The following is a 24398-nucleotide window of genomic DNA, read 5'->3' on the forward strand; positions in this document are numbered from 1 at the left end:
TGCGGTTGTTCAGTCACATTGCATCGCGGGGCAAGCCCGCTCCCACCGAAACCCGCCAAGTGGATATCCGGAAAAACAGGATTATGCTTCAAGAAGCCTTGCAGCAGTGCCAGACCGCCACCCCCAGGGCCAGGGTGCGGTAGCGCGCGTGGGTACTCCGGCCTACAAGAACAACTCGGAGAACACTCATGGCGGCAATCGACACGACCTCCACTGGTAGCCAGCCCAATCGCGGGATCACCAAGGAGGAGCGCAAGGTTATCTTCGCCTCGTCCCTGGGCACCGTTTTCGAATGGTACGACTTCTACCTCTACGGCTCACTCGCGGCGATCATCGCCAAACACTTCTTCGCCGGTGTCAACGAAACCACCTCGTTCATCTTCGCCCTCCTCGCCTTTGCCGCAGGCTTTGCCGTACGCCCCTTCGGCGCCATTGTGTTCGGACGCCTGGGCGACATGATCGGGCGCAAGTACACCTTCCTGATCACCATTGTGATCATGGGCGTGTCCACCGCTATCGTCGGTTTGCTCCCCAGTTACAGCACCATTGGTGTGGCCGCGCCGATCATCCTGATCAGCCTGCGTCTGTTACAGGGCCTGGCCCTGGGCGGTGAGTACGGCGGCGCCGCGACCTACGTGGCCGAGCATGCGCCGAAAGGCAAACGCGGCTATTTCACCTCATGGATCCAGACCACCGCGACCCTGGGCCTGTTCCTGTCGTTACTGGTGATCCTCGCCTGCCGCACGGTTCTCGGCACCGAAGCCTTCGAGGCCTGGGGCTGGCGGATTCCGTTCCTGCTGTCGATCCTGCTGCTGATCATATCGGTGTACATCCGTCTGCAGCTCAGCGAGTCGCCGGTATTCTTGAAGATGAAGGCCGAAGGCAAAGCCTCCAAGGCGCCACTGACCGAATCCTTCGCCCGCTGGGACAACCTCAAGATCGTGATCATGGCCCTGCTCGGCGGCACCGCCGGCCAGGCCGTGGTTTGGTACACCGGACAGTTCTACGCGCTGTTCTTCCTGCTGCAGACCCTCAAGATCGACCCACAAACCGCCAACCTGCTGATTGCCGGCTCGCTGCTGATCGGCACGCCGTTCTTCGTCCTGTTCGGCAGCCTGTCCGACCGCATCGGACGTAAAGGCATCATCATGGCCGGCTGCATCATCGCAGCGCTGACCTACTTCCCGATCTTCAAGGCGTTGACCGAATACGGCAACCCCGACGTGTTCCTCGCCCAGGAGAAAAACCCGGTGACGGTGATCGCCGATCCCGACCAGTGCTCGTTCCAGTTCGACCCGGTGGGCAAGGCCAAATTCACCAGCTCCTGCGACCTGGCCAAGAGCGTGCTGGCCAAACGGGCGATTCCCTATGAAAACGTGAAGACCGAGCCTGGTGCTGTGGCGCAGATTCGCATCGGTGACAAAGTACTGCAGAGCTTCGAGGGCACCGGCATGCCGGCTGCCGACTTCAAGGTCCAGAACGATGTCTTCGTCGCCACCCTGACGGGCGCACTGAAGGACGCGGGATACCCCGAAAAAGCCGACCCGGCCAAGACCAACTACCCGATGGTATTGCTCCTGCTGACCATCCTGGTGATCTACGTGACCATGGTCTACGGGCCGATTGCCGCCTGGCTGGTGGAACTGTTCCCGGCGCGCATCCGCTACACCTCGATGTCGCTGCCCTACCACATCGGCAACGGCTGGTTCGGCGGATTTCTACCGACGGTGGCATTCGCTATGGTCGCCGCTACCGGGGATATCTACTACGGGCTGTGGTACCCAATCGTGATCGCAGTGATGACCGCCATCCTCGGTATATGCTTCCTGCCGGAAACCAAGGACCGGGAAATTCATCACACCTGAAGCCGACGCTGTACGCAGCCCTGCGGGTTGGGCGATGATCGCGCCCCACCCGCTTTCAATGGAATGAACATGCACGATGTTTTGAGCGTCTTTGCTTTGTGTGTCGTCGTACTCTTCGTGAAGATGCTGGCGATTTCCTGCTACCAGGGTTTCTATCGCATCAGCCGTATGACCTTCAAGAATGCCGAGGACGCCGGCTTTGTCGGGCGCCAGGCCAGCCCGGAGGAATTGCCGCAAGTCAGCCGCGCGGCGCAGGCCTGGGCCAATGACCTTGAGAACATACCGTTGTTCTTTGTCCTCGGCGCCCTGTGCCTGGTGTTCAATCCTCCTGCGGCGCTGACTGTCGGGCTGATGGTCGTATTCACCGCCGCACGGGTGGTGCATACGGTGACCTACCTGGCACGCTGGCAACCGTGGCGCACGATTGCCTACGCGGTGGCGGTTGTCTGTCTGTTGGGGCTGGCGGCTATGGTGGCGATAGGTGCCGTGCGCCACCTTTGAGCGTCCCGCCAAAAGGGTTCTTCACGGAATCCCGGGGGAGCATGATCTTGGGGCTGGGCTGGGCTTCGAATGCGAGCTTATCCATTCAATGCGGCGCCGCTGCCGGCCCCTTCCGCCTTTACGGCGGCCTACTTTCCTCTTGGGGAAAGTAGGCAAAGCCGCCTGCTCCTGCATACGGCCCTACGCTGCGCTCCGGGTCCCCTCGCTTCGGTGCCCTCCAGGGGCATCGCGGCCTACGACTTGCTTCGCCAAGTCTACGGCTCGCGAACTTCGGCTTTGGCCGAAGGGTGCTGCGCACCAGCCCCCTCCAGACACCTACACTCAGCCTCCTGAAGTCGCAAAGTTACGGGCGGCGTCTGCACTGGCGTATCTTCGAAATCAAACTTTGGCGGAGCCAGGCTGATGCCATCGCGGGGCAAGCCCGCTTCAAGGTGTTGCTCTTGACCTTCATGCACACAAGTTCAGGCGCCGCGGAGTGCGACTTCAGGAGGCTGAGCGGAGGTGCCTGTAGGGGCCAGTGCGTAGCACCTTCGGCGTAGCCGAAGAGCGCGAGCCGTAGACTTGGCGAAGCAAGTCGTAGGCCGCGTGGCCCCGGAAGGTGCCGTAGCGAAGGGACCCGGAGCGCAGCGTAGGGCCGGATGCAGGAGCGAGCGGTTTTGGTTCCTTTTGCCAAGACAAAAGGGACCCGCCGTAAGGGCGGAAGGGGCCGGCAGCGGCGCCACACAAAATGGATAAGCTCACAACCACAGCAACCCAGCCCAACTCAAGAATCATAGGCCCCGGGGCGCCATGAAGACCCCAAAAAAAACGGGATTGGCACTGTGCCAATCCCGCTCGGTTGCAACCTGAGAGCTAAAACTCAATCAGCTCCAGGGACGATCACCGTTCTCGTCCTTGATACGCGTCGGCAGACCCATCACGTCCAGCGCCTTGAGGAACGGCTCAGCCGGCAGCTCCTCGACGTTGGCCATGCGCTGCACATCCCACTCGCCACGGGCGACCAGCAGGGCTGCTGCCACCGGCGGCACACCTGCGGTGTAGGAGATACCCTGGCTGTCGGTCTCGGCATAGGCCTCTTCATGGTCGGCCACGTTGTAGATGAAGATCTCACGTGGCTGGCCATCCTTGCTGCCCTTGACCAGATCGCCGATGCAGGTCTTGCCGGTGTAGCCCGGCGCCAGCGACGACGGATCAGGCAGTACTGCCTTGACCACTTTGAGCGGCACCACTTCCAGGCCTTCAGCGGTCTTGACCGGCTGCTCGGAGAGCAGGCCAAGGTTCCTCAACACGGTGAAGACGTTGATGTAGTGCTCGCCAAAGCTCATCCAGAAACGCACGTTGGGCACGTCGAGGTTCTTCGACAGCGAGTGCACTTCATCGTGACCGGTCAGGTACAGGTTCTGCGAACCTACCACCGGCAGGTCGTCGGTACGCTTGACTTCGAACATGGTGTTGCTGGTCCACTGGCTGTTCTGCCAGCTCCACACCTGCCCGGTAAATTCGCGGAAGTTGATTTCCGGGTCGAAGTTGGTGGCGAAGTACTTGCCATGTGAGCCGGCATTGACGTCGAGAATGTCGATCGAATCAATGCGGTCGAAATACTGTTGTTGCGCCAGCGCTGCATAAGCGTTGACCACACCCGGGTCGAAGCCTACGCCGAGAATGGCGGTAATGTTCTTCTGCTGGCACTCTTCAAGGTGTTTCCACTCGTAGTTGCCATACCAGGGCGGGGTTTCGCAGATTTTGCCCGGTTCTTCGTGGATCGCGGTGTCCAGGTAAGCCACGCCGGTATCGATGCAGGCACGCAGCACCGACATGTTGAGGAAGGCGGAGCCGACGTTGATGACGATCTGTGATTCGGTTTCGCGAATCAGTGCTTTGGTCGCTTCGACGTCCAGAGCGTTCAGCGCGAATGCCTTGATTTCAGCAGGCTGCTTGAGGCTGCCCTTGGCAATGACGCTGTCGATGATGGCCTGGCATTTGGAGATGTTGCGCGACGCGATGGCAATACGACCGAGTTCGTCGTTGTGCTGCGCGCACTTGTGGGCCACCACCTTGGCGACACCTCCTGCACCAATGATAAGAACGTTCTTCTTCAATTTATCTATCTCTCCTTTACTGCCAGCTTACGACAGGCTGGACAAGTAGTCTTCGAAACCAAACTCGCGAACCACCTCGACTGTACCGTCGAGTTGTTTCACTACGATGGACGGCATTTTCAGGCCGTTGAACCAGTTTTTCTTGACCATGGTGTAACCCGCTGCGTCAACAAACGACAGCCGATCGCCGATGGCCAGCGGACGATCAAATTGGTATTCGCCGAAGATGTCGCCGGCCAGGCAGGACTTGCCGCACACCATGTAGGTGTGATCGCCGCTGCTGGGCGCAAGTTTGGCGTTGAGGCGGTAGATCAGCAGGTCGAGCATGTGCGCTTCGATCGAGCTGTCGACCACGGCCAGGTGCTTGCCGTTGTACAGGGTGTCGAGCACGGTCACTTCCAGCGAGGCGCTCTGGGTGATCGCCGCTTCGCCCGGTTCCAGGTAGACCTGTACGCCGTACTTCTCGGAGAAGGCCTTCAGGCGCGCGCAGAAGGCGTCCAGCGCGTAGTCTTCACCCGTGAAGTGGATACCGCCACCGAGGCTGACCCACTCGACCTTGTGCAGCAGGTGGCCGAAGCGTTCTTCAATGGTGCTGAGCATCTGGTCGAACAGGCCGAAGTCGTCGTTCTCGCAGTTGTTGTGGAACATGAAGCCGGAGATCTGCTCGATGACCGCTTCGACTTTTACCGGGTCCCATTCGCCCAGGCGGCTGAACGGACGCGCCGGGTCGGCCAGCAGGTAGTCGGAGCTGCTCACCTGCGGGTTGACGCGCAGGCCACGCACGGTGCCTTCGGTCTGCTCGGCGAAGCGTTGCAGCTGGCCGATGGAGTTGAAGATGATCTTGTCGCAGTTCTCGACCATCTCGCCGATCTCGTCGTCGGCCCAGGCCACGCTGTAGGCGTGCGCTTCGCCGGCGAACTTCTGACGGCCCAGCTTGAGCTCGTAGAGCGACGACGAGGTGGTGCCGTCCATGTACTGTTCCATCAGGTCGAACACCGACCAGGTGGCGAAGCACTTGAGTGCCAGCAGCGCCTTGGCGCCGGAGTTTTCACGCACGTAGGCGATCTTCTCCAGGTTGCGCAGCAGCTTGGTTTTGTCGATGAGGTAATACGGCGTTTTGATCATTTCGAGGCCCCCGGCAAGGCCGGCCAAAAAAAGGACACGCATTGTGCCCTCCCTTGACGGAACTCGAAAGGGAGAAAAGCGATTTTCGCCAAGTCAGTGGTCGTGCGGGCCGTGTTTCGGGCCTGTTGCAGGTGGCATTTCAGCCACCTGTGGGGCTTTCGATCAGGCGAAGGCGTTGATGAACCAGGTAATCAACGGCAAGGCCACGATGTCGATCAGCACCGCGCCACACAGCGGCACGATGATGAAGGCTTTGTACGAGAACACCTTGTAGTGGTCACAGATAGCGCCCATGTTGGCCACCGCATTCGGTGTAGCGCCCAGACCATGGCCCATGTAACCGGCACACAGCACTGCAGCATCATAGTTGCCGCCAAACAGGCGGAACAGCACGAAAACGCACAGCAACACCATGATCAGCACCTGTACCACCAGAATCACCAGCAATGGCAGGCCCAGTTGTTCCAGCTCCCAGAACTTCAGGCTCATCATCGCCATGGTCAGGAACATGCCCAGGCTGATGTCGCCTACCGTGCTGACGGCGTTGTCCGGCATCTCGATCACCCGTGCGCGGTCGTTGAGGTTACGCAGGATGATGGCGACGAACATCGCACCGACGTAAACCGGCAGGACAATACCCAGGTGTTCTTTCAGCGCGTCGCCAATCCAGAAGCCGAGCACCATGATCACCAGCATGCAGGTCAGCAGACGCAGGAGCACGGCGGCATCCAACGGCACGCTCGGGGCTTCGTTGGCTTTTTCCAGGGCCTGCAGAGTGTCGACCCGATCGGCCTGGACCGCCAGCTTTTTACGGTCAATCAGGTAACGTGCCACCGGGCTGCCGAGCAAGCCGCCGGCAACCATGCCGAAGGTCGCCGAGGCCAGCGCTGCGGTAGTCGCACCACTGGTGCCGAGGCTCTCGGCAATCGGTCCGAAGGCCGCCGCAGCACCAAAACCGCCTTCCAGCGACACCGCACCGGCCATGATCCCCAGTAAAGGATCGATGCCGAGCAGTTCGGCCATACCGACACCCACTACGTTCTGCAGCAAGGCCAGGCCCCAGCAGGCGCCGAGGTAGACGAAGAGGATCTTGCCGCCCTGACGCAGCAGGCCAAGGCTGCCGCCCAGACCGACGGTGGTGAAGAACGCCACCATCAGCGGGGTTTGCATCGTGGTGTCGAGCTTGATGTCCAGCCATTGCTGGTTACGCAGCAGCCACACCACCAAAGCAAAGCCAAAGCCGCCGATCACCGGGGCCGGTACACAGAGTTGGCGCAGCCAGTAGCTGTGCTTTTTCAGTTGCGCGCCCAGCGCCAGCAGCACAAGCGCCAGGGCGACGGTGGTCAATGCATCGAGTTGCAGGGTCAGCATGGGTGAATACTCTTGTTTTTATACTTGGATTAATGGGGTGAAGGGCTCAGTCGACCAGACTGGCCAGCAGCCGCGCGCCGATGCGTGCGGTGCGCTGGTCCTGGTCGAGACCCGGGTTGAGTTCGGCCACATCAGCCATGCGCAACTTGCCGCTGGCCTTGGCCCGGCGCACCAGGTGCTCGACCACCATCAGGTCGACGCCATGGGCCGACGGCGCACTCACGCCGGGTGCCTGGCTGGCGGGCAGTACGTCGAGGCAGACAGTCATGTACAGGTGATCGATGCCACTCAAAAACTCATCGACAAAGGCCTCGATGGCCGGGACATTCCACGGCTGCATCTGGCGGTCGAGGCGATAGCGCACATTCAGGCGCTGGGCCTGGTCGAACAGCGCCTGGGTGTTGTTCAGCTCGCTCACGCCCAAACAGCAGTAATCGAAGGCCAGACCCGCCTGCTGGCAGTACTCGGCGATCTGCCGGAACGGCGTGCCGGAGCTGCTTTGCGCGGCGTGGCGCAGGTCGAAGTGAGCGTCGAAGTTGAGAATGCCGATACGCGGGCGCTCCTCGCGCTGACGCAGGTGTTCGGCCAGGCCCAGAAAGCTGGCGTAGGCGATTTCGTGACCGCCGCCAAGACCCAGAGGCAGATGGCCCTGCTCGAGCAGCTCGCTGACACGCTCGGCGTAGGCCTGCTGCGCGCCTTCCAGGTCAGTGCCGACACAGGCGATATCGCCGCTGTCATACAGTCCACGCTGGCCACGCCAGGCCAGGTTGGCCAGGGCTTTGCGCAAGGCCTCTGGCCCCTGGCGGGCACCGCTGCGACCCTGGTTGCGGCTGACCCCTTCGTCGCACGCCAGGCCCACCAGGGCGGTGCCGGGTGCTTGCGCGTTGCGGTAGGGCTGCACCCACTGGTGCCAGCGCAGTGCCGACGAGCCTTCGTCAGCGTCAATACGGCCTTGCCACACGGGCATGGCGAGATGTGCGGTCATGCGGGGTACTCCAGGTTGATTCAGTCCAGCCGCGCACCTACGCGCAGGGCGACCTCGCGGGTCCAGCGGGTCAGGCGTTCGCTGTTCTGCTGGGCGCGAATGGCCGGGGCCATCAGGCTGATTGCGCCGTGCAAACGGTTGCGGCTATCGAGCACCGGGGCACTGACACCCCAGATACCGTCGTCGATTTCGCCAAGGCTGACGGCGTAGCCCTGGTCGCGAATGGGGATGAAGCTGTGCAGATAGGCCTCGATGCCGTCAGCATCGACGCCCTGTTCGTGGAGGATGGCCTCGCTGCGCTCCGGCGCCATATGCGCCAGCAACACCCGCGCCGAGGCCCCCACCAGCAGCGGCTGGGCCAGGCCCTTCTGATAGCAGCAACGCAGCGGTTGCGGGCTGTCGATCAGCTCGATGCAGATCGCCTGGCCATTGCTCGGCACCATCAGCGCTACGCTTTCCCGGCTCAACTCGGCCAGGCGCTTGAGCTCAGGCAAGGCTTGCGATACCAGCAGCGCTTCCCGGTCGAACTTGTTCGCCAGTTGCAGGCAGGCCGGCCCCGGCAGGTAGCGGCCGTGACCGTTGTCTTCCGCCAGCCCCCAGCGCAGCAGGGTTTTCAGGTGCCGATAGGTGCTGCTCAGGGGCTGTGCCAGTTGCAGGCTCAGTTCCTTGGCCGACAGCGCCTCATTGGCCTGGCCCAGGGCGACGAGGATCTGCAGCAAGCGATCGGTGGGGGTGGTGTAGTTCATGTGTGCTCCTTGCGAACATGGTGCACAGGGTTTTCCCAAAGGGTGAAACAGGATTCCCACTAAGTGGGAAATTTCGCAATTAAAAGCGATGAGGGGTGTGTAAACCGCAGACAGGATCAGGCCGACAATGACTTGCCGCAGCGCCCGTAGACCACTATCTCGCCAGCGGTGGCGATTACCAGGCTCAAGCCGGTGTAGGAAAACCCGAACGCCCTGACCTCCAGCTCGACCCCGAGCTTGTGGAACAGCGCTGGCCGGTGGTAGCGCGCACCGTGCAACCACGAGCCCGGTTCGACCAGCAGCAGGTGCTGCTCGGGCCAGGCCAGAACGATGTCCTCGACCATCCAGCCATCGGCAGTGGCCAGCGGCAGGCCGCCGCCATTGATACCGGCCATGCGGATCACCCGCTCGTGCAACGGGCCGATGCCGCGGGTTTCCAGGTGGCGGTCGCTGCCGAGGTTGTCAGTGCGGTCGCGGGCGACTTTCTCCCCGCTCTGGCAGTCGATCACGCTACGCCCGGAGCTGGAAGCGACCAGCAGCAGTTCGCTGTCACGGTCAAAGCCGATTTCCAGCAAGCCAGCGATGGTCGTTCGCGTCTTCAGCTGCCACGGCTCCGGCGCAGGCGCGACCTGAAGCTGTTCGATCACCCGGCGCAGCGGGTCAAGATGAGATGAGGGCATGTCGCGACTCTGCTGTTAGGGGTATTTGCATCAAGTCTTGCCGCACTGATGCATGGATCCTACAACGACCAGGCGCCCGCCCGTTACCCCAAGAGGCTCTGGCGCACAAAGATGAGCCTGCGGTGTATTCGCATCCCCAAGGATGTCAGGCATGATCATCAGCGCACGCTGTACCCATCCATGCCCTGCGGAGCCGAAATTGCCCACCCCTCGCCACTTCAGCCAGAAATCCAGTACAACAAACATGCTGAACCTCAAACACCCGGGGGCGGCGGCCTCGCCGGCCTACCATGTCGGCTTCCTGCTGCTGGAAAACTTCTCCATGGCCAGCTTCACCGTGGCCATGGATGTGCTGGTCACCGCCAACCTGCTGCAGAACAACCTGTTCGTCAGCACACCGCTATCACTGGGCAGTGAGCGGGTGGTCAGCGACCTGGGCCTGGAAATCTATGCCGCCAACTGTGAGCGCAGCGTCCTCGACACGCTGGACATGCTGGTGGTTTGCGGGGGACTGCGCACGCCACTCAAATACCCGGAGCTGGACCGCCTGCTGAGCGAGGCGGCAAGCCATGGACTGGCTCTGGGCGGGCTGTGGAACGGTGCCTACTTTCTCGGCCGTGCCGGGGTGCTGACGGACTACAGTTGCACCATTCACCCCGAGCAACGGGCGAGCCTGGCCGAGCTCAGTGCGCAAAGCACGATTACCCCGGCAAGCTTTGTCCTCGACCGCGACCGTTTGACCGCAGCCAGCCCCAATGGCGCGCTGGAAATGATGCTGGCACTGCTCAAGCTGCAACAGGGCGAAGCGCTGGCGGCCGGGGTCGAGGAGATTCTGGCGTTCTCCGGGGCGCGCTTCCGGCGGGTCGACAGCAGTTCGAAAAAATCCATGAGCGCACCGCTACGGACCATCGTCGAACTGATGGAAAACAACCTGGAAGAAACCTTGAGCCTGGATCAGCTGGCCACCTACAGCGGTCGCTCGCGCCGCCAGATCGACCGGCTGTTCCAGGCGCAACTGGGCACCTCCCCCAGCCGCTACTACATGGAACTGCGCATTACCAAGAGCCGGCGCTTGCTGCAGTATTCCGACCTGCCGTTGATGGATGTGGCGATTGCCTGTGGCTTTGTCTCGGTTTCGCATTTCAGCAAGTGCTACAGCGCCTACTTCGGCTACCCGCCTTCGCGTGAACAGCGGCTGGGCGAGTAGCCGCGGCGACTGCTGTTCAGGCTCAGGCCGCCTTCCACCACCAGCACCAGCACCGCCAGCCAGATAGCGATGTAAGTGGGCCATTGCGCCGGGGCGATGCTTTCCCCCAGCAGGATCGCGGCCAGCACCAGCAGAACTGGCTCAACGTAGATCAACAAGCCGAACAGCGTCAGGTTCAAGCGTGGCCCCGACAGCGCTTGCAGGGCCAGCGCAGACGCACTGATCGCCCCGAGCCCGGCGACCAGCCACGGCAGGTTTGAGCCACTGGCGGCGACGTCCAGCACGACCCCGCCCTTGAGCACGAAAAACAGGCTGACCGGCAGGCTCAGGCTCATGTCGAACCACAGGCCGCCCATGTTGTTGCTGTCGCTGACCCGCCGCAGCCAGAAGTACAGCGGATACCCCAGTGCCACAGCCAGCACCGGCCAGGTGATGGCCTTGGCAATGGCAATCTGGTTGATGATGCCCAGCGCCGCCAGCGCGCAGGCCAGCAGTTGCAGGCGGCTGATGTTGTCATTGAAGGCCAGACGGCCGACGATCACCATGGTCAGTGGCATGAGGAAATAGCCAAGCGACACATCAAGGCCATAGCCATTGATCGGCGCCCACATGAACAACCACAACTGCACCCCGAGCAGCGCCGCCGACAACAGGCGCACAGCCCAGAACCCGCGCTCTTGCAGCAACCGCTGAAACAAACGGCGCACCTCGTGCCAGTGGCCGCTGGCGATCACCATCAGGGTCAGGCACGGCACGGTCAGGAGAATCCGCCAGCCGTAGATTTCGTCGCCGGCCAAGGGTTCAAGCAAATGGGTATAGGCGTACATCACGGCAAACAGCACCGACGCCAGTACGTTGAGCAGCACGCCCAGGGCGGCATTAGGGGTAGCGGGCGGGTGCATGGTGGTGTCCTTCACGAGGGGAGCGGTCGGTGATAATTTATTGCGTCGCGCCTGATAAGTGCCCTCGTTTTTCACCCTCAAGATGAGAAAATTTTGCACATGAAAGCCGCACTGGATGATTTCGACCTGGCCCTGCTCAACCTCCTGCAGCAAGACAACAGCCTGCCGCTGCGGGAGCTGGCCGAGCGCGTGCACTTGTCGTCAGCCTCCGTGCAGCGGCGCATCCAGCGGCTGAAGACAGCCGGCTTTATCCAGGCCAACGCAGCAGTGGTCGATCCGGAAAAAGTCGGTCAGGTGATTACCTTGATGGTCGAGGTGCATGCCGACCGCACCCAGTCGGCAGACCTTGAGCTGATGAAGCAGGCCTTTTCCGGGCCCGAGATCCAGCAGTGCTACTACGTTACCGGCGATGCCGACTTCATGCTGGTGCTGACGGTGGCGAGCATGAGCGAGTTTCAGGCCCTCACTCAACGGCTGTTTCACGACAACCCGAACGTGAAGTGGTTTCGCACCATTGTCGTGCTGGAGCGGGTGAAATCGACCTTGCATGTGCCGATTGCTCCGCAATGAAATCAGTTCTGCTCTAACGCCTGGCGCAACTCTTCGGCCGTGGCGAATTCGCGCTGACTGACCACCTGCCCCTTGTCCAGCTGCAACCACAACACCTTGTCTTCAGCACCGGCATAACGCGTGGCGACGCTGCCCTCACGGTCCAGCAGCACGCGGTAGCTGTAGTCGCGCATCGCCGGGATGGCGAAGAGCCTGGAAATCAACGCCGGCATGCGTTGAATGTCAGCGACGAACACAGTTTGGCGGGCTTCCAGGTAACCCTTGGGACGGTCGGCCAAGGCCGCCTTGACCAGCTTGGCACCGTCCATGTTGCGTGCTACCAGCAAGGTGCGGGTCTGGTCGTTGAGGCTGTAGGCCTGGTCATACTGGTCAAGCAGGGTCCAGGGCGCCAGGCGCTCGCCGACTTCGACCGCCTGGGCCAGCAGCGGGGACAGGCTCAAGAGTAGGGCTATGACGTATTTCACAAGTGACCTCGGTGGGTGTAGGGGAATGCAGCGCTCATGGTAGGCCGTTGCCGCCGAGCCAGTCCACGCATGGGCAAACCCTGAAACAAATAAAACAAAAGGATATAAAAATAACAAAACAATCTAACTAAACAGAATAAACAAATTGAAGCACATTCTCGGGCTGCTTATATTTTTGGACACCAACCGTCCTTGAGTCTCTGGAGTCCGCCCATGCCGCAACAGCCCCACTCTCCCCTGCGCCGCTTGCTCACTGGCGGCTTGATTGCCGTCTTCGCCGCCCTGCTGCTACCCGGCCAAAGCGCCGTGGCCGAGCCCACCAAAACCCTGCGCATCGGCTATCAGAAATTCAACAGCATCAACATCCTCAAAGGCAGCGGCGCCCTGGAAAAAGCCCTGGCGCCACAAGGCGTGAGCGTCAGCTGGTACGAGTTCGCCGCAGGCCCGCAACTGCTCGAAGCGTTGAGCACCGGCGCCATCGACCTCGGCCATGCCGCCGATGCACCGTCGGTGTTCGCCCAGGCGGCAGGCAAGCCGGTGGTGTACCTGGCCGCCGAGCAACCCTACCCACGCGGCATCGGCCTGGTGGTCCGTGAGCAGGACAAGATCGCCAATGTCCAGGCCCTCAAGGGTCAGCGCGTGGCCACCGGCCGCGGCTGGAACGCCCAGTACCTGCTGGCCGTGGCCCTGCAGGATGCCGGCCTGAGCTACAAGGACATCACCCCGGCCTACGTCAACAACGCCGCCGACGCGGTGGCAGCACTGCAGTCGGGCAGTGTCCAGGCCGTGACCCTGTGGGACCCGTTCCTGGCTGCTGCGGAGAAACAACCGGGGCTGAAGAATCTGCGTGACGGCAGCGGCCTGTCCAACAACCGCACCTTCTACCTGTCGTCTGCCACCTTCGCCGACAACAACCGCGCGCTGCTCAAGACCTTCTTCAGCGAACTGGCCAAGGTCAGCGACTGGGCCAACCACAAACCCGATGAAGTGGCCGCCCTGCTCGCCCCGCAACTGGGCATCGGCGCCGATGTACTGCAGGTGGCCAGCGAGCGACGCAACTACAATGCCGTGCCGATCGACAGCAAAATCACCGCCGAACAACAGAAACTGGCCGACACTTTCCAGGGCCTGGGCCTGATTCCCAAGGCCCTGCGGGTGGCCGATGCGGTGTACCCGGTCTCGGTGCTGCCCTGAGCTGAACAGCCTGTAATGCCGACACGCGGATCAGCCCGGTCGGCATTCAGTAATCAAATACCGGGTATTTCAACATTTAATTTGTGGATAGCACGACCTTGTCTATATCGTGTCAATGCATCCCCACGCAGCGCCGGCCGGCGCTGCCAGGCACGGGGACACAACAACAAGTCGAGACTGTCCATGTCGAAATCTTCTTACTACGCCCCTCACGGTGGGCACCCGGCTCAAACCGAGCTGCTGACAGACCGTGCCATGTTTACCGAAGCCTATGCCGTGATCCCCAAGGGCGTGATGCGTGACATCGTCACCAGCCACCTGCCGTTCTGGGACAAGATGCGCATGTGGGTCATCGCCCGTCCGCTGACCGGCTTCTCCGAGACCTTCTCGCAATACATCGTGGAACTGGCGCCAGAAGGCGGCAGCGAGCGTCCTGAGCTGGACAAGAACGCCGAAGCGGTGCTGTTCGTCGTCGAAGGCGAAGTCGACATCACCCTGCAAGGCAAGCCGTACACCCTGAAAGAAGGCGGCTACGCCTTCATTCCGCCGGCAGCCGACTGGAGCCTGCGCAACACCAGCGGCAAGAACGTCACCTTCCACTGGATCCGCAAGCACTACCAGGTGGTTGAAGGCCTGGCCCTGCCGGAAGCCTTCGTCACCAACGAGAAGGACATCGAGCCGATCCCGATGCCGGGCACCGACGGCGCCTGGGTCACCACGCGCTTCGTCGACATGGCCGACATGCGCCACGACATGCACGTCAACATCGTGACCTTCCAGCCGGGCGGCGTCATTCCATTCGCTGAAACTCACGTCATGGAACACGGCCTGTACGTTCTGGAAGGTAAAGCGGTGTACCGCCTGAACCAGGACTGGGTCGAGGTTGAAGCCGGTGATTTCATGTGGCTGCGTGCCTTCTGCCCGCAAGCCTGCTACTCCGGCGGCCCAGGCCCGTTCCGCTACCTGCTGTACAAGGATGTGAACCGTCATATGAACCTGGTGCTGAACCCTCAGCGCTAAGCCCAGCGTCACTGCAACGAAAAAGCCCGCCGTCATTGGCGGGCTTTTTCGTTGCAGTGACGCTGGCCTATGCTAGATAGACCTGACGCCTGCCCGCCTGGAGCCTGTGCCCATGAACCTCAGATCCCTCTGCGGCGCAATCCTGGCCCTGTTGCTGTGCAGCCTTGTCCAGGCGGCAGATGACTGGCAGCTGGCCAAGGACGAAGACGGCATTCAGGTGTATCTGGATGATGTCACCGGTTCAAAGTACCAGCGCTTTCGCGGCGTAACCCTGATCAAAGCCGATGTGCGCACCCTCAGTGACCTGCAGGAAAATCTGCGGGTGGCGTGTAAATGGCTGTATGGGTGCAAGACCCTGCGCCTGCTGGATGTCGAAGGCGACAGCACCTGGGTGTACCTGACCACTGAACTGCCCTGGCCGGCCAGCCCCCGCGACATCGTGATCAAGGTGCAGACCGAGCGCACCGACGAGGGCGGGCTGATCCGCCACCTCAGCGCCGTTGCCGGCAAGGTCGAACGGCAACCGGGACTGATCCGCGTCCGCCAGCTCAAGGGCCTGTGGACCCTGATCCCCAAAGGCGAGCAACTCACCGAAGTCACCTATCAACTGGAAGCCGAACCGGCCGGGGACATTCCCTCATGGCTGGCCAATCAGTTCGTCATCGATGCGCCGATGGTATCGCTGCGCACCTTGCGTGCGGTGGCCGAGCGTCAAGGCCTGCGCCCGGAGCCGGAAACACCCGAAGAATGACTACACCTCATGGGCTTCGAGCAGACTTGCCAACACCCCCGCCAGCTCCTTGACCATCGGGTCGGCGGTCGGCCGGTGGACGATGACGATCTCGTAACTGTCGATCACCGGCAGGCCATTCTGCTCACCCAGCACCGCATGCTCGCGGGTCGCCGCGCGCGGCGGCAGCAGGCTGATGCCCATGCCATCGGCCACTGCGGCCTGGATGCCACTGAGGCTCGAGCTGGTGAAGCTGATGCGCCAGCGCCGACCCATGCTTTCGATGGCGTTGATCATGTCGTCGCGGTACAGGCCGCGTGGCGGAAAGGTCACCAGGGGAATCGGGTCAAGGTCGATCGAAGGCGTGCTGGCACTGTCGATCCACTGCAACTCTTCCGGCCAGCAGGCCACCCCTTCGCGGCTGTTGCGCCGCTGCTTGAGCAGGACCAGGTCGAGTTCACCGTTGTCGTAGCTCTGGCTCAGGTCCCGGCATAGGCCGCTGGTGACCTCCAGCTTGACCTGCTGGTACTTGCGATTGAACGCCGACAAGGCATTGGTGGTGCGCCCCCCGACAAAATCCTCCGGCACTCCGAGGCGCACGGTCACGCCCACGGTGGCGCCGGCCAGGGCTTCGAGCATCTGGTCATTGAGGGCGAGCATATGCCGGGCGTAGCCGAGCAACGTCTGGCCGGCATCGGTCGGCAGCACATCACGATTGCCACGCACCAGCAGGCGGTGGCCGACCATGTCTTCCAGGCGCCGCACTTTCTGGCTGACCGTCGACTGAGTGGAATGCAGGCGCGCGGCGGCGGTGGTAAAGCTGCCGCAGTCAGCCACCACGACAATGGCCCGAAGCAGGTCAAGATCGAATAACGACCTATTCGGTTTTACACTGATGTCCATGCGAATATTTAACTTCTAAATGACGAGCACGATTTCTATCATGACCCCCTTCACAGAACAACACACGGAGACAAGCGGATGCGCCTGGAACACCTCAACGTTTTTTTCGCATTCCTGTTGGCCATGATGACCTCGATCACTGCCAGCGCCGAAGGCGGCGTGCTGGAAAGCCAGCTGCGCGAAGCCGCCGACAATGGCGACGCCGCGCGCGTACGCAGCCTGCTTGAACAAGGCGCCAACTGCGAAGCCCGCGACAAGCTGGGCCGCACGCCCCTGCTACTGGCGACCCAGCGCAACCAGGTTGAAGCGGCACGGGTGTTGATCGAGGCCGGGGCCGACGTCAACGCCAAGGACAACATTGATGACAGTCCTTACCTGTACGCCGGTGCGCGTGGTTTCAACCAGATCCTGCGCCTGACCCTGACCCACGGCGCCGACCTCAAGAGCACCAACCGCTATGGCGGTACGGCGCTGATTCCGGCGGCCGAGCGTGGTCATGTCGACAACGTGCGCACCCTGATTGACGCCGGTGTCGACGTGAATCACCTCAATCGCTTGCACTGGACGGCCTTGATCGAAGCCATCGTGCTCAGCGACGGCGGGCCGCGTCATGTGGAGATTGTCGAGATGCTGGTCAAGGCCGGGGCCGATGTGAACATTGCCGACAAGGATGGCGTGACGCCGTTGGCGCATGCGCGCGAACGTGGCTATACGGCGATGGTGAAGATTCTGGAGGCAGCATCGCGGGGCTAGCCCGCTCCCACCGGAGCACTATAACCCCCTGTGGAAGCGGGCTTGCCCCGCGATGAACTTCATACCTTATCGATCGTGGCGGGAGGTGTTGGCTCTTCGTCAGCATTCACCGAACGACGAAAGCCCTTGATCGACTCCCCCAGATCGCTGCCCAGGGTCTTGAGCCGCTTACTGCCGAACACCAGTACCACCACGACCAGCAGTACTCCCCAGTGTTTCCAGTCGAACACACCCATGTTCCACCCTCCTTCGCTTATTCGATGTCTTCGAACGGCAGGCCCACGTAGTTCTCGGCGATGTTGACCAGGCCGGCGTGAGAGCTGAAGAAGTACTCACGGTCAGCCTGCTGCATCTTCTGATCCCAGGCGTCCTTGTGCTCGCCGAAATCATGCAGCAGGTTGGTCATGAACCAGCTGAAGCGCTCGCCTTTCCAGACCCGCCGCAACGCCAGTTCCGAGTAGGTATCCAGCAGGTCGGTACGGCCCTCGCGATAGACTTTCAGCAGAATCCGGTACAGGTAGCAGACATCCGAGGCTGCCAGGTTCAGGCCTTTGGCGCCGGTAGGCGGAACGATGTGAGCAGCGTCGCCGACCAGGAACAGTTTGCCGTACTGCATCGGCTCGACCACATAGCTGCGCAGCGGAGCGATGCTCTTTTCCAGCGCCGGCCCGGTGACCAGGCGCTCACCCACCTCCTCGGGCAGACGCGCCTTGAGCTCGTTCCAGAAGCGTTCGTCCGTCCAGTCATCGACGTGATCGGTCAGCGGCACCTGCAGGTAATAACGGCTACGGGTCAATGAACGCTGGCTGCACAGCACAAAGCCACGATCGTGATGGGCGTAGATCAGTTCATGGTTGACCGGCGGGGTGTCGGACAGCAGTCCCAGCCAGCCGAACGGATAGACACGCTCATAGTGGGTCAGCACCGCTTCGGGAATGCTCTTGCGCGCCACCCCGTGGAAGCCGTCGCAACCAGCGATGTAATCGCAATCGATGCGATGGGTCTGGCCGTCTTTCTCGTAGGTGATGTAGGGCTGCTCGCCTTTCATCTCGTGCGGTTGCACATTGTCGGCGGCATAAATAATCGGCGCACCACTGACTGCACGAGCGTGCATCAGGTCGCGAGTGACCTCGGTCTGGCCGTATACCATCACCGTCTTGCCGCCAGTCAGCGCCTTGAGGTCGACGCGAATGCGCTTGCCGCCCACCAGCAGTTCGACGCCATCGTGCACCAGGCCTTCAGCGTCCATGCGTTCGGACACACCGGCTTCGCGCAGCAGATCGACGGTGCCTTGTTCGAGCACGCCGGCACGGATGCGCCCGAGTACATACTCCGGGGTCTGACGTTCGACGATCACCGTGTCGATACCAGCCTTGTGCAGCAGCTGGCCCAGCAGAAGGCCCGAGGGGCCGGCGCCGATAATGGCTACCTGAGTTCTCATTATTCTTGTCTCGCTTTGGGGCTCCAGGCGTAGGAACGCGAGCGCCTGGAAGCTATTGTTGTTGTGTGCCCCTGCATTTTTGCTGACAAAAACCGGATAAAAAGGTGATATTCCTCCTGCGAATTGCACTTTTACAAATACAGTTCGATTATCGGACAGGCGCAAAATGACAAGATCCAGCCTCCCCAGAATCCCCGTGTTCAAGCTGTATGGCGAAAGCCAGGCCTGGCCGACGCCCGACCTGCTGCACTGTGAATCGATCCCCAAACGCAGCAGCCTGCACCATTGGGAGATCAAAGCGCATCGCCATGCCGACCTGTTTCAGCTGTTGTACGTGCGCCGCGGCCAGGCCGTGATCGAGCTTGAAGGCCGACGCAGTACTGTGCGCGAAGCGGCGATACAGGTGATCCCGCCGATGACCGTCCACGGCTTTCAGTTTTCCGAAGACATCGATGGCTACGTGCTGACCCTTGGCGCGCCGCTGGTGGCGCAACTGGAAGCGCAGCTGGGTGCCCCGCTCACGGTGTTGGCCTCGGCCGGCTGTTACCGGCTGGGGGCGGACCGGCGCGCGTTGCACACCCTGATCAAGGTGTTGCACCAGGAATACGAAGGCAGCGCCCCGGCACGCGAACTGCTGCTGCATTCGCTGGTGACCTCACTGATGGTCTGGATCAGCCGCCGCAGCCAGCAGAACACCCTGTCGAGCAACCGTGACGAGCGTAACCAGCAATTGCTGGCGCGCTTTATCAAGCTGGTCGAACAGCACTACCGCGAACACCTGTCAGTCGAGTTGTTCGCCCATCGCCTGGGTGTCTCCAGCGTGCACCTGAACACCCTCTGCCGCGAACTTGCCGGGCAGACCGCACTGCAGATCATCCACCAGCGCTTGCTGCTCGAAGCCCGGCGCAACCTGATTTACACCAACATGAGCATCAGTCAGCTGTCGGACAGTCTGGGCTTCAGTGACCCGACTTACTTTTCGCGCTTTTTCCGTCGTCTCTGCGGACAGACACCGAATGCGTTTCGTCAGGCCGGGGTGTCCTGATTGCAACTTTTACGCAAGTCGCTGAAATTTCTTAACAAACGCCGACATCACAGCACCAAAACAGCCGAGCAAATCCACTAACTCTTTGATAAATAACAACTAAAAATATGGCACAGAACTTGAGAGGGCCCGTGCAGGCGTCGCCAGACGACGCCACACCCATAACAATAAGGTTGACCCTCTCATGTTCAAACGCGCCCCACTGCACCTCGCCGCCAGCCTGCTGCTGGCTACCTCCACCTGGCAGGTCCAGGCCACCGAAGGCGGTATCTCTTCGTGGCCCATGGGCATCGAAATCTACGGCATGGGTATCCTGCCGCCACCGGGCACCTACGGCCAGCTGTTCGTCGGCAATTACCTGGCCGACAGCCTGCGCGACAACAGCGGGGCCAAGGCCGCCGATATCGACCTGCGCGTTACCACGCTGGTACCGCGTTTCGTCTGGGTCACGGAACAGAAAGTGTTTGGCGGCGACCTGGGCTTTCACGCCCTGCTGCCCCTCAATGACATGCGCCTGAACGTCAAGGGTGGCCCGCACGACCACAAGCGCGGCATCGGCGACGCCCATCTGGGGCCGGTGATCGGCTTTCACCTCAGTGACAAGCTGCACATCGCCACGGGCGTCGACTTCGTCCTGCCCACGGCCAGCGAGTACGACAAGGACGATCTGATCAACCTCGGCAATCACTACTACACCGTGCAAGGCGTGCTGGCGATGACCTACCTCGACCCCAACGGACTGAATGCCGATGTGCGCCTGATGTACGACTACAACTTCGAGAACAAGGCCACCGACTATCAGTCGGGCCGCGAACTGCACGCCGATTACACCCTCGGCTGGGGCCTGGGCAACGGTTGGGTACTGGGGGTTGGCGGGCATGCCTACCAACAGGTCAGCGACGACAAGTGCAGCGCTGGCGATTGCGCGGCCGCCGCCCTGGTCGAGGCCAGTGACGGCAACCGCGGCCGTTCGTTCTCCATCGGCCCCGCCGTGCAATACAGCAGCAAACAAGGCTGGATGTTCAGCGCCAAATGGCAGGACGAATCCGGTGTACGCAACCGCGCCGAGGGCCAGACTTACTGGTTCAAGTTCACCACACCGCTGTGACCCTCAGCCGTTTTCAGGTCAGCTGCCCTTGAGCCGGTAGCTGACCTGGGCACGGCTCATACCGAGCATCTGCGCCGCCGCTGTCACGTTGCCGCCCGAGCGGTCCAGCGCCAGCCGCACCAGGCGTCGTTCGATTTCCTCCAGCGAGGTGCCCAGCACCCGCTCCTGTCCGGCGAAAAACGCCTGCAGGCTGGCGAGTTCCGGGGCCTCGGCTGCGCTCTGGCCTTGCTCTGTTTCAGTGTCCTTGGCAGTGACCCGAGGTGCGGCGCTGTCCAGCGCCAGGCGTCCCTCGGCGGTCAGGCCGATGGCCGAGTCAATCAACGGTGCGCCGGCCTCGGCCAGGTGCACCACATCAATCACCTCACCATCGCTGGCGGCAATCACCCCGCGCTCCACCAGGTTCTGCAGCTCGCGGATATTGCCGGGGAAACGATAGGTCAACAGCGCGTTGACCAGGCGCATGCTGAAGCCCGCCAACTGCCGGCCATGGCGTTGGCTGAAGCGCCGCAGGAAATAGCTCATCAGCAACGGTATGTCTTCGCGCCGCTCGCGCAGCGGTGGCAAGTGAATGGGGAAGACGTTCAAGCGATAGAACAGGTCCTCACGAAAACGCCCGGCTTCGACCTCCTTGCGCAGGTCGAGATTGGTTGCAGCGATCACCCGCACATCGACCTGGATCGACGAGGTGCCGCCGACCCGCTCGATCTCGCCTTCCTGCAAGGCGCGCAGAATCTTGCTCTGGGCATGCAGGCTCAAGGTGCCGATTTCATCGAGGAACAGCGTGCCGCCATTGGCCCGCTCGAAACGTCCGAGCCGCGAACGTTCGGCACCGGTGAAGGCGCCGCGCTCGACACCGAAGAGCTCGGCCTCGACCAGGTTTTCCGGCAAGGTCGCGCAGTTCAACGCCACCATCGGTGTGTGCTGGCGGCTGCTGGCCTGGTGCAGGGTGTGGGCGAACAGCTCCTTGCCCACCCCGGACTCACCGGTCAACAGCACCGTCGCCTGGGTGAGTGCCACGCGCTGCAACAACTGGCTGGCGGCGACGAAACTGGCAGAGATGCCGACCAGTTGCTTGCCATCGGCGGGCACGTCGAGCTCGGCGACACGGGTGTCGACTGCCGAGGTATACGTGCTGCGGCTGAGAAAGTCGCCAGGGTCCAGATACGCCAGATCGACATCGATGTCTTCCCACTGCTCTGCCGGTTTGCCGACGATGCGGCAGGCCGGATGGCCCATGGCCCGGCATTGCATTTCGCGAAACACCACCAGGCGCCCGAGCAGTGACGAGGCGTAGCCACTGGCATAACCGATCTCCATCCAGCACGCCGGCTCCCCGCCCAGGCCGTAGGCGGCAATGTGCTCATCGACCTCCAGGGAGTTGTGCCAGAGAAACTCCGAATAGAAATGACCGATGCCCGAATCGATCTCGAAACGCACGACTTCGACATTGACCATGCCTTCGAGCATGTGCAGGCGCGGACCGGCGCTGTAGAGGCTGGCGTGATCGCCCTCGGGCCACTGCTCGCTGACCTGGGCCGCGTCGCGCGCGCCCGCCTGCCAGCCAATGCGGGTGAGCAGGCCGCGAGCCTTGTCCAGGCCCAGGGCGTCGATCAGTTCGCGGCGGATAGCGCCAAAGGCCGAGCCTTGCAGCAGCATCATGCGCTGGCCACACAGCCAGATACTGCCGTCCTGCGGCGCAAACGCCACGGACTGCGCCAGCTGTTCGGCCGAAGGCAGACCCGTGGCGCCGAACTGGTTGGTGCGGTCGACGATCAGGCTTTTGTGGCGGCCCAGTACCTGTCGGAAAAAGTCTTCATCAACGGTACGGCCAGGCTTGCCAGGTGTTGTAAGTGTCATAGGCAATACCAAAGGCAAAAGGTAAGGCTTGCAGTATGCCCCCCACCTCAGCCCGGTCAATTGGCCAGTAGGCCAAGAGTAGCGTCGGGGTGCGCAAATGACCGATTACCGCCCGGATTTTGCCTTGCAGGCACCCACGTCGAGCTTTCTGCAGATCGGCGACTTCTCTGCATAAATTTTCGCACCTGCGGCTGCCAGCGTTTTCCAACCCTTCATCAGAAAATACATAACTATTTGTTTTATATGAATTTTTAACCACAAGAACGACATGGCACGATAGTTGTTTTGGGCTGTTCATCGAAACCTTTTCGACACAATAAGAGAGCATCCGATGACCCCTACCCGCCCTGCCTACCAAAACCTTCACCTGCAGCCGTTGGCCGGACACTGGCGTGCTGGCAGCGCCGAGCGCGCGCTGACGGTAGTCGACCCGTTCAACCAGCAAACCCTGCTGCAGATTCCCATGGCCACCCGCGACGACCTCGATGCGGCGTACCGCAGCGCGCGCCAGATCCAGCCTGACTGGGCCGCCCAGTCCCCGGCCGCGCGCAGCCAGGTCATGCTCCAGGCCGTGCGCATCTTCGATGAGCGTCGTGAAGAAATCATCGACTGGATCATCCGCGAGTCCGGCAGCACCCGGATCAAGGCCCAGATCGAATGGGGCGCCGCCCGCGCCATCACCCTGGAATCGGCGAGTCTGCCGAGCCGCGTCCACGGGCGCATCGTCAGCTCCAACATTCCCGGCAAGGAAAGCCGGGTGTACCGCAAGCCGCTTGGGGTGATCGGGGTGATCAGCCCGTGGAACTTCCCTCTGCACCTCACTGCCCGTTCCCTTGCTCCAGCTTTGGCCCTGGGCAACACCGTGGTGGTCAAGCCGGCCAGCGACACCCCGGTCAGCGGCGGCCTGCTGCTGGCACGCATCTTCGAAGAAGCCGGCTTGCCCGCCGGTGCGCTGAGTGTGGTGGTGGGCGCCGGCGCCGAGATCGGTGACGCCTTTGTCGAGCACCCGGTGCCGGCGTTCATCTCGTTCACCGGCTCGACCCAGGTCGGGCGCAACATCGGCCGCATCGCCAGCGGCGGTGAACACCTCAAGCACCTGGCGCTGGAGCTGGGTGGCAACAGCCCGTTCGTGGTCCTCGCCGATGCCGACCTGGAACAGGCCGTCCACGCCGCAGTGGTGGGCAAGTTCCTGCACCAGGGCCAGATCTGCATGGCGGTCAACCGCATCATCGTCGAACAGCCGCTGCTCGAAGCGTTCACCCAACGCTTTGTCGAGCGGGTCAAGGCCCTGCCCTGCGGCGACCCCAGCCTGCCCGGCACGGTGATCGGCCCGGTGATCAACGCCCGACAGCTTGAAGGCCTCCAAGACAAGATTGCCACCGCTCAAGCCGAAGGGGCCCGACTGCTGCTCGGTGGCCAGGCCCAGGGCAACGTGCTGCCGCCGCATGTGTTCGGCAACGTCAGTGCCGAAATGAACATCGCCCACGACGAGATCTTCGGCCCGCTGGTAGGCATCCAGGCCGCACGCGATGCCGAGCATGCCCTGGAGCTGGCCAACCGCAGCGAATACGGACTGTCCAGCGCAGTGTTCAGCGCCAGCCTGGAGCGTGCGGTGCAGTTCGCCCAGCGTCTGCAGGCGGGCATGACCCACATCAACGACATCCCGGTCAACGACGAGCCCAACGCCCCGTTCGGCGGCGAGAAAAACTCCGGGCTGGGCCGCTTCAACGGCGACTGGGCGATCGAAGAGTTCACCACCGACCACTGGATCACCGTGCAGCACCAGCCGCGCCACTACCCGTTCTGATTGCCTGACCTACCCCATAACAATA

General features: G+C 62.0%; 24 protein-coding genes. 11 read left to right on the forward strand and 13 right to left on the reverse strand.

Annotated elements, in window-relative coordinates:
• Positions 1–188: 188 nt before the first annotated feature.
• The gene (locus NPS47_RS21120; protein WP_274296715.1) at positions 189–1865 is read left to right on the forward strand and encodes an MFS transporter; all 1677 of its coding nucleotides are present in this window, start codon (positions 189–191) and stop codon (positions 1863–1865) included.
• Between the two features lie 69 nt (positions 1866–1934).
• Positions 1935–2366: an MAPEG family protein gene (locus NPS47_RS21125; RefSeq protein WP_274296716.1), complete on the forward strand. Its 432-nt coding sequence runs from the start codon at positions 1935–1937 to the stop codon at positions 2364–2366.
• Positions 2367–3229: 863 nt separating this feature from the next.
• On the opposite strand, the gene NPS47_RS21130 is transcribed toward NPS47_RS21125, so the two are convergent.
• The 6 genes from NPS47_RS21130 to NPS47_RS21155 all read right to left on the reverse strand — a co-directional run bounded on the left by NPS47_RS21130 (position 3230) and on the right by NPS47_RS21155 (position 9372).
• On the reverse strand, positions 3230–4465 hold the full coding sequence (locus NPS47_RS21130; protein WP_274296717.1) for a saccharopine dehydrogenase family protein: 1236 nt from the start codon (positions 4463–4465) through the stop codon (positions 3230–3232).
• A gap of 27 nt (positions 4466–4492) precedes the next feature.
• Positions 4493–5590 carry a carboxynorspermidine decarboxylase gene (gene nspC, locus NPS47_RS21135; RefSeq protein ID WP_274296762.1) on the reverse strand — a complete coding sequence of 366 codons (1098 nt, stop codon included), beginning with the start codon at positions 5588–5590 and terminating at the stop codon, positions 4493–4495.
• 162 nt (positions 5591–5752) lie between these two features.
• Positions 5753–6961: a sodium/glutamate symporter gene (gene gltS / locus NPS47_RS21140; RefSeq protein ID WP_274296718.1), complete on the reverse strand. Its 1209-nt coding sequence runs from the start codon at positions 6959–6961 to the stop codon at positions 5753–5755.
• Between the two features lie 46 nt (positions 6962–7007).
• Entirely contained in the window at positions 7008–7946 is a 939-nt protein-coding gene (gene hutG / locus NPS47_RS21145) for a formimidoylglutamase (protein WP_274296719.1), read from the reverse strand.
• Positions 7947–7966: 20 nt separating this feature from the next.
• Positions 7967–8692, reverse strand: coding sequence for an IclR family transcriptional regulator (locus tag NPS47_RS21150; protein ID WP_274296720.1), 726 nt, complete (start codon positions 8690–8692; stop codon positions 7967–7969).
• A gap of 116 nt (positions 8693–8808) precedes the next feature.
• A complete protein-coding gene (locus NPS47_RS21155; RefSeq protein ID WP_274296721.1) occupies positions 8809–9372 on the reverse strand; it encodes a hypothetical protein in 564 nt (187 codons plus the stop codon).
• A gap of 199 nt (positions 9373–9571) precedes the next feature.
• Here NPS47_RS21155 and NPS47_RS21160 point away from each other — a divergent pair, with 199 nt between their 5' ends.
• The gene (locus tag NPS47_RS21160) at positions 9572–10579 is read left to right on the forward strand and encodes a GlxA family transcriptional regulator (protein WP_274296722.1); all 1008 of its coding nucleotides are present in this window, start codon (positions 9572–9574) and stop codon (positions 10577–10579) included.
• On the opposite strand, the gene rarD is transcribed toward NPS47_RS21160, so the two are convergent.
• Positions 10543–11481 carry an EamA family transporter RarD gene (gene rarD / locus NPS47_RS21165; protein ID WP_274296723.1) on the reverse strand — a complete coding sequence of 313 codons (939 nt, stop codon included), beginning with the start codon at positions 11479–11481 and terminating at the stop codon, positions 10543–10545. The two genes, NPS47_RS21160 and rarD, sit on opposite strands and share 37 nt — an antisense overlap.
• Positions 11482–11580: 99 nt before the next feature.
• Between rarD and NPS47_RS21170 the strand changes: the two genes are divergently transcribed.
• Complete coding sequence (locus tag NPS47_RS21170; RefSeq protein ID WP_274296724.1) at positions 11581–12051, forward strand: Lrp/AsnC family transcriptional regulator; 471 nt, start codon at positions 11581–11583, stop codon at positions 12049–12051.
• A gap of 2 nt (positions 12052–12053) precedes the next feature.
• Here NPS47_RS21170 and NPS47_RS21175 read toward each other — a convergent pair whose 3' ends face one another.
• Complete coding sequence (locus tag NPS47_RS21175) at positions 12054–12515, reverse strand: FAD/FMN-containing dehydrogenase (RefSeq protein ID WP_274296725.1); 462 nt, start codon at positions 12513–12515, stop codon at positions 12054–12056.
• Positions 12516–12728: 213 nt separating this feature from the next.
• Here NPS47_RS21175 and NPS47_RS21180 point away from each other — a divergent pair, with 213 nt between their 5' ends.
• The 3 genes from NPS47_RS21180 to NPS47_RS21190 all read left to right on the forward strand — a co-directional run bounded on the left by NPS47_RS21180 (position 12729) and on the right by NPS47_RS21190 (position 15480).
• A complete protein-coding gene (locus tag NPS47_RS21180; RefSeq protein ID WP_274296726.1) occupies positions 12729–13709 on the forward strand; it encodes an aliphatic sulfonate ABC transporter substrate-binding protein in 981 nt (326 codons plus the stop codon).
• A 183-nt stretch (positions 13710–13892) separates the two neighbouring features.
• A complete protein-coding gene (locus NPS47_RS21185) occupies positions 13893–14729 on the forward strand; it encodes a bifunctional allantoicase/(S)-ureidoglycine aminohydrolase (RefSeq protein WP_028944847.1) in 837 nt (278 codons plus the stop codon).
• Positions 14730–14841: 112 nt separating this feature from the next.
• Positions 14842–15480 (forward strand): START domain-containing protein, encoded by a 639-nt coding sequence (locus NPS47_RS21190; protein WP_274296727.1) that lies wholly within the window; start codon positions 14842–14844, stop codon positions 15478–15480.
• Here the strand turns inward: NPS47_RS21190 and NPS47_RS21195 are convergent, their stop codons facing one another.
• Entirely contained in the window at positions 15481–16362 is an 882-nt protein-coding gene (locus NPS47_RS21195) for a LysR substrate-binding domain-containing protein (RefSeq protein WP_157192091.1), read from the reverse strand. It lies immediately after the preceding gene.
• Positions 16363–16440: 78 nt separating this feature from the next.
• Here NPS47_RS21195 and NPS47_RS21200 point away from each other — a divergent pair, with 78 nt between their 5' ends.
• Complete coding sequence (locus NPS47_RS21200; protein WP_425313538.1) at positions 16441–17115, forward strand: ankyrin repeat domain-containing protein; 675 nt, start codon at positions 16441–16443, stop codon at positions 17113–17115.
• A gap of 59 nt (positions 17116–17174) precedes the next feature.
• Here NPS47_RS21200 and tatA read toward each other — a convergent pair whose 3' ends face one another.
• Together tatA and pobA are read right to left on the reverse strand one after the other, a co-directional pair.
• A complete protein-coding gene (gene tatA / locus NPS47_RS21205; protein ID WP_425313539.1) occupies positions 17175–17351 on the reverse strand; it encodes a twin-arginine translocase TatA/TatE family subunit in 177 nt (58 codons plus the stop codon).
• Positions 17352–17368: 17 nt separating this feature from the next.
• Positions 17369–18556: a 4-hydroxybenzoate 3-monooxygenase gene (gene pobA / locus NPS47_RS21210; RefSeq protein WP_274296728.1), complete on the reverse strand. Its 1188-nt coding sequence runs from the start codon at positions 18554–18556 to the stop codon at positions 17369–17371.
• Positions 18557–18722: 166 nt separating this feature from the next.
• Here pobA and NPS47_RS21215 point away from each other — a divergent pair, with 166 nt between their 5' ends.
• Both NPS47_RS21215 and NPS47_RS21220 read left to right on the forward strand, forming a co-directional pair.
• Complete coding sequence (locus tag NPS47_RS21215; RefSeq protein WP_274296729.1) at positions 18723–19601, forward strand: helix-turn-helix domain-containing protein; 879 nt, start codon at positions 18723–18725, stop codon at positions 19599–19601.
• 184 nt (positions 19602–19785) lie between these two features.
• Positions 19786–20709 (forward strand): SphA family protein, encoded by a 924-nt coding sequence (locus NPS47_RS21220; RefSeq protein ID WP_274296730.1) that lies wholly within the window; start codon positions 19786–19788, stop codon positions 20707–20709.
• Between the two features lie 18 nt (positions 20710–20727).
• Here the strand turns inward: NPS47_RS21220 and NPS47_RS21225 are convergent, their stop codons facing one another.
• On the reverse strand, positions 20728–22566 hold the full coding sequence (locus NPS47_RS21225; RefSeq protein ID WP_274296731.1) for a sigma-54-dependent Fis family transcriptional regulator: 1839 nt from the start codon (positions 22564–22566) through the stop codon (positions 20728–20730).
• Positions 22526–22864 carry a hypothetical protein gene (locus tag NPS47_RS21230; protein ID WP_274296732.1) on the reverse strand — a complete coding sequence of 113 codons (339 nt, stop codon included), beginning with the start codon at positions 22862–22864 and terminating at the stop codon, positions 22526–22528. The genes NPS47_RS21225 and NPS47_RS21230 overlap by 41 nt, the downstream gene beginning before the upstream one ends.
• Positions 22865–22897: 33 nt before the next feature.
• On the opposite strand from NPS47_RS21230, the gene NPS47_RS21235 reads away from it, so the two are divergent.
• On the forward strand, positions 22898–24373 hold the full coding sequence (locus tag NPS47_RS21235; protein WP_274296733.1) for an aldehyde dehydrogenase family protein: 1476 nt from the start codon (positions 22898–22900) through the stop codon (positions 24371–24373).
• Positions 24374–24398 lie beyond the last annotated feature (25 nt).

Origin of the sequence: Pseudomonas putida (assembly GCF_028682475.1) — a bacterium.
Lineage (GTDB): Bacteria > Pseudomonadota > Gammaproteobacteria > Pseudomonadales > Pseudomonadaceae > Aquipseudomonas > Aquipseudomonas putida_AG.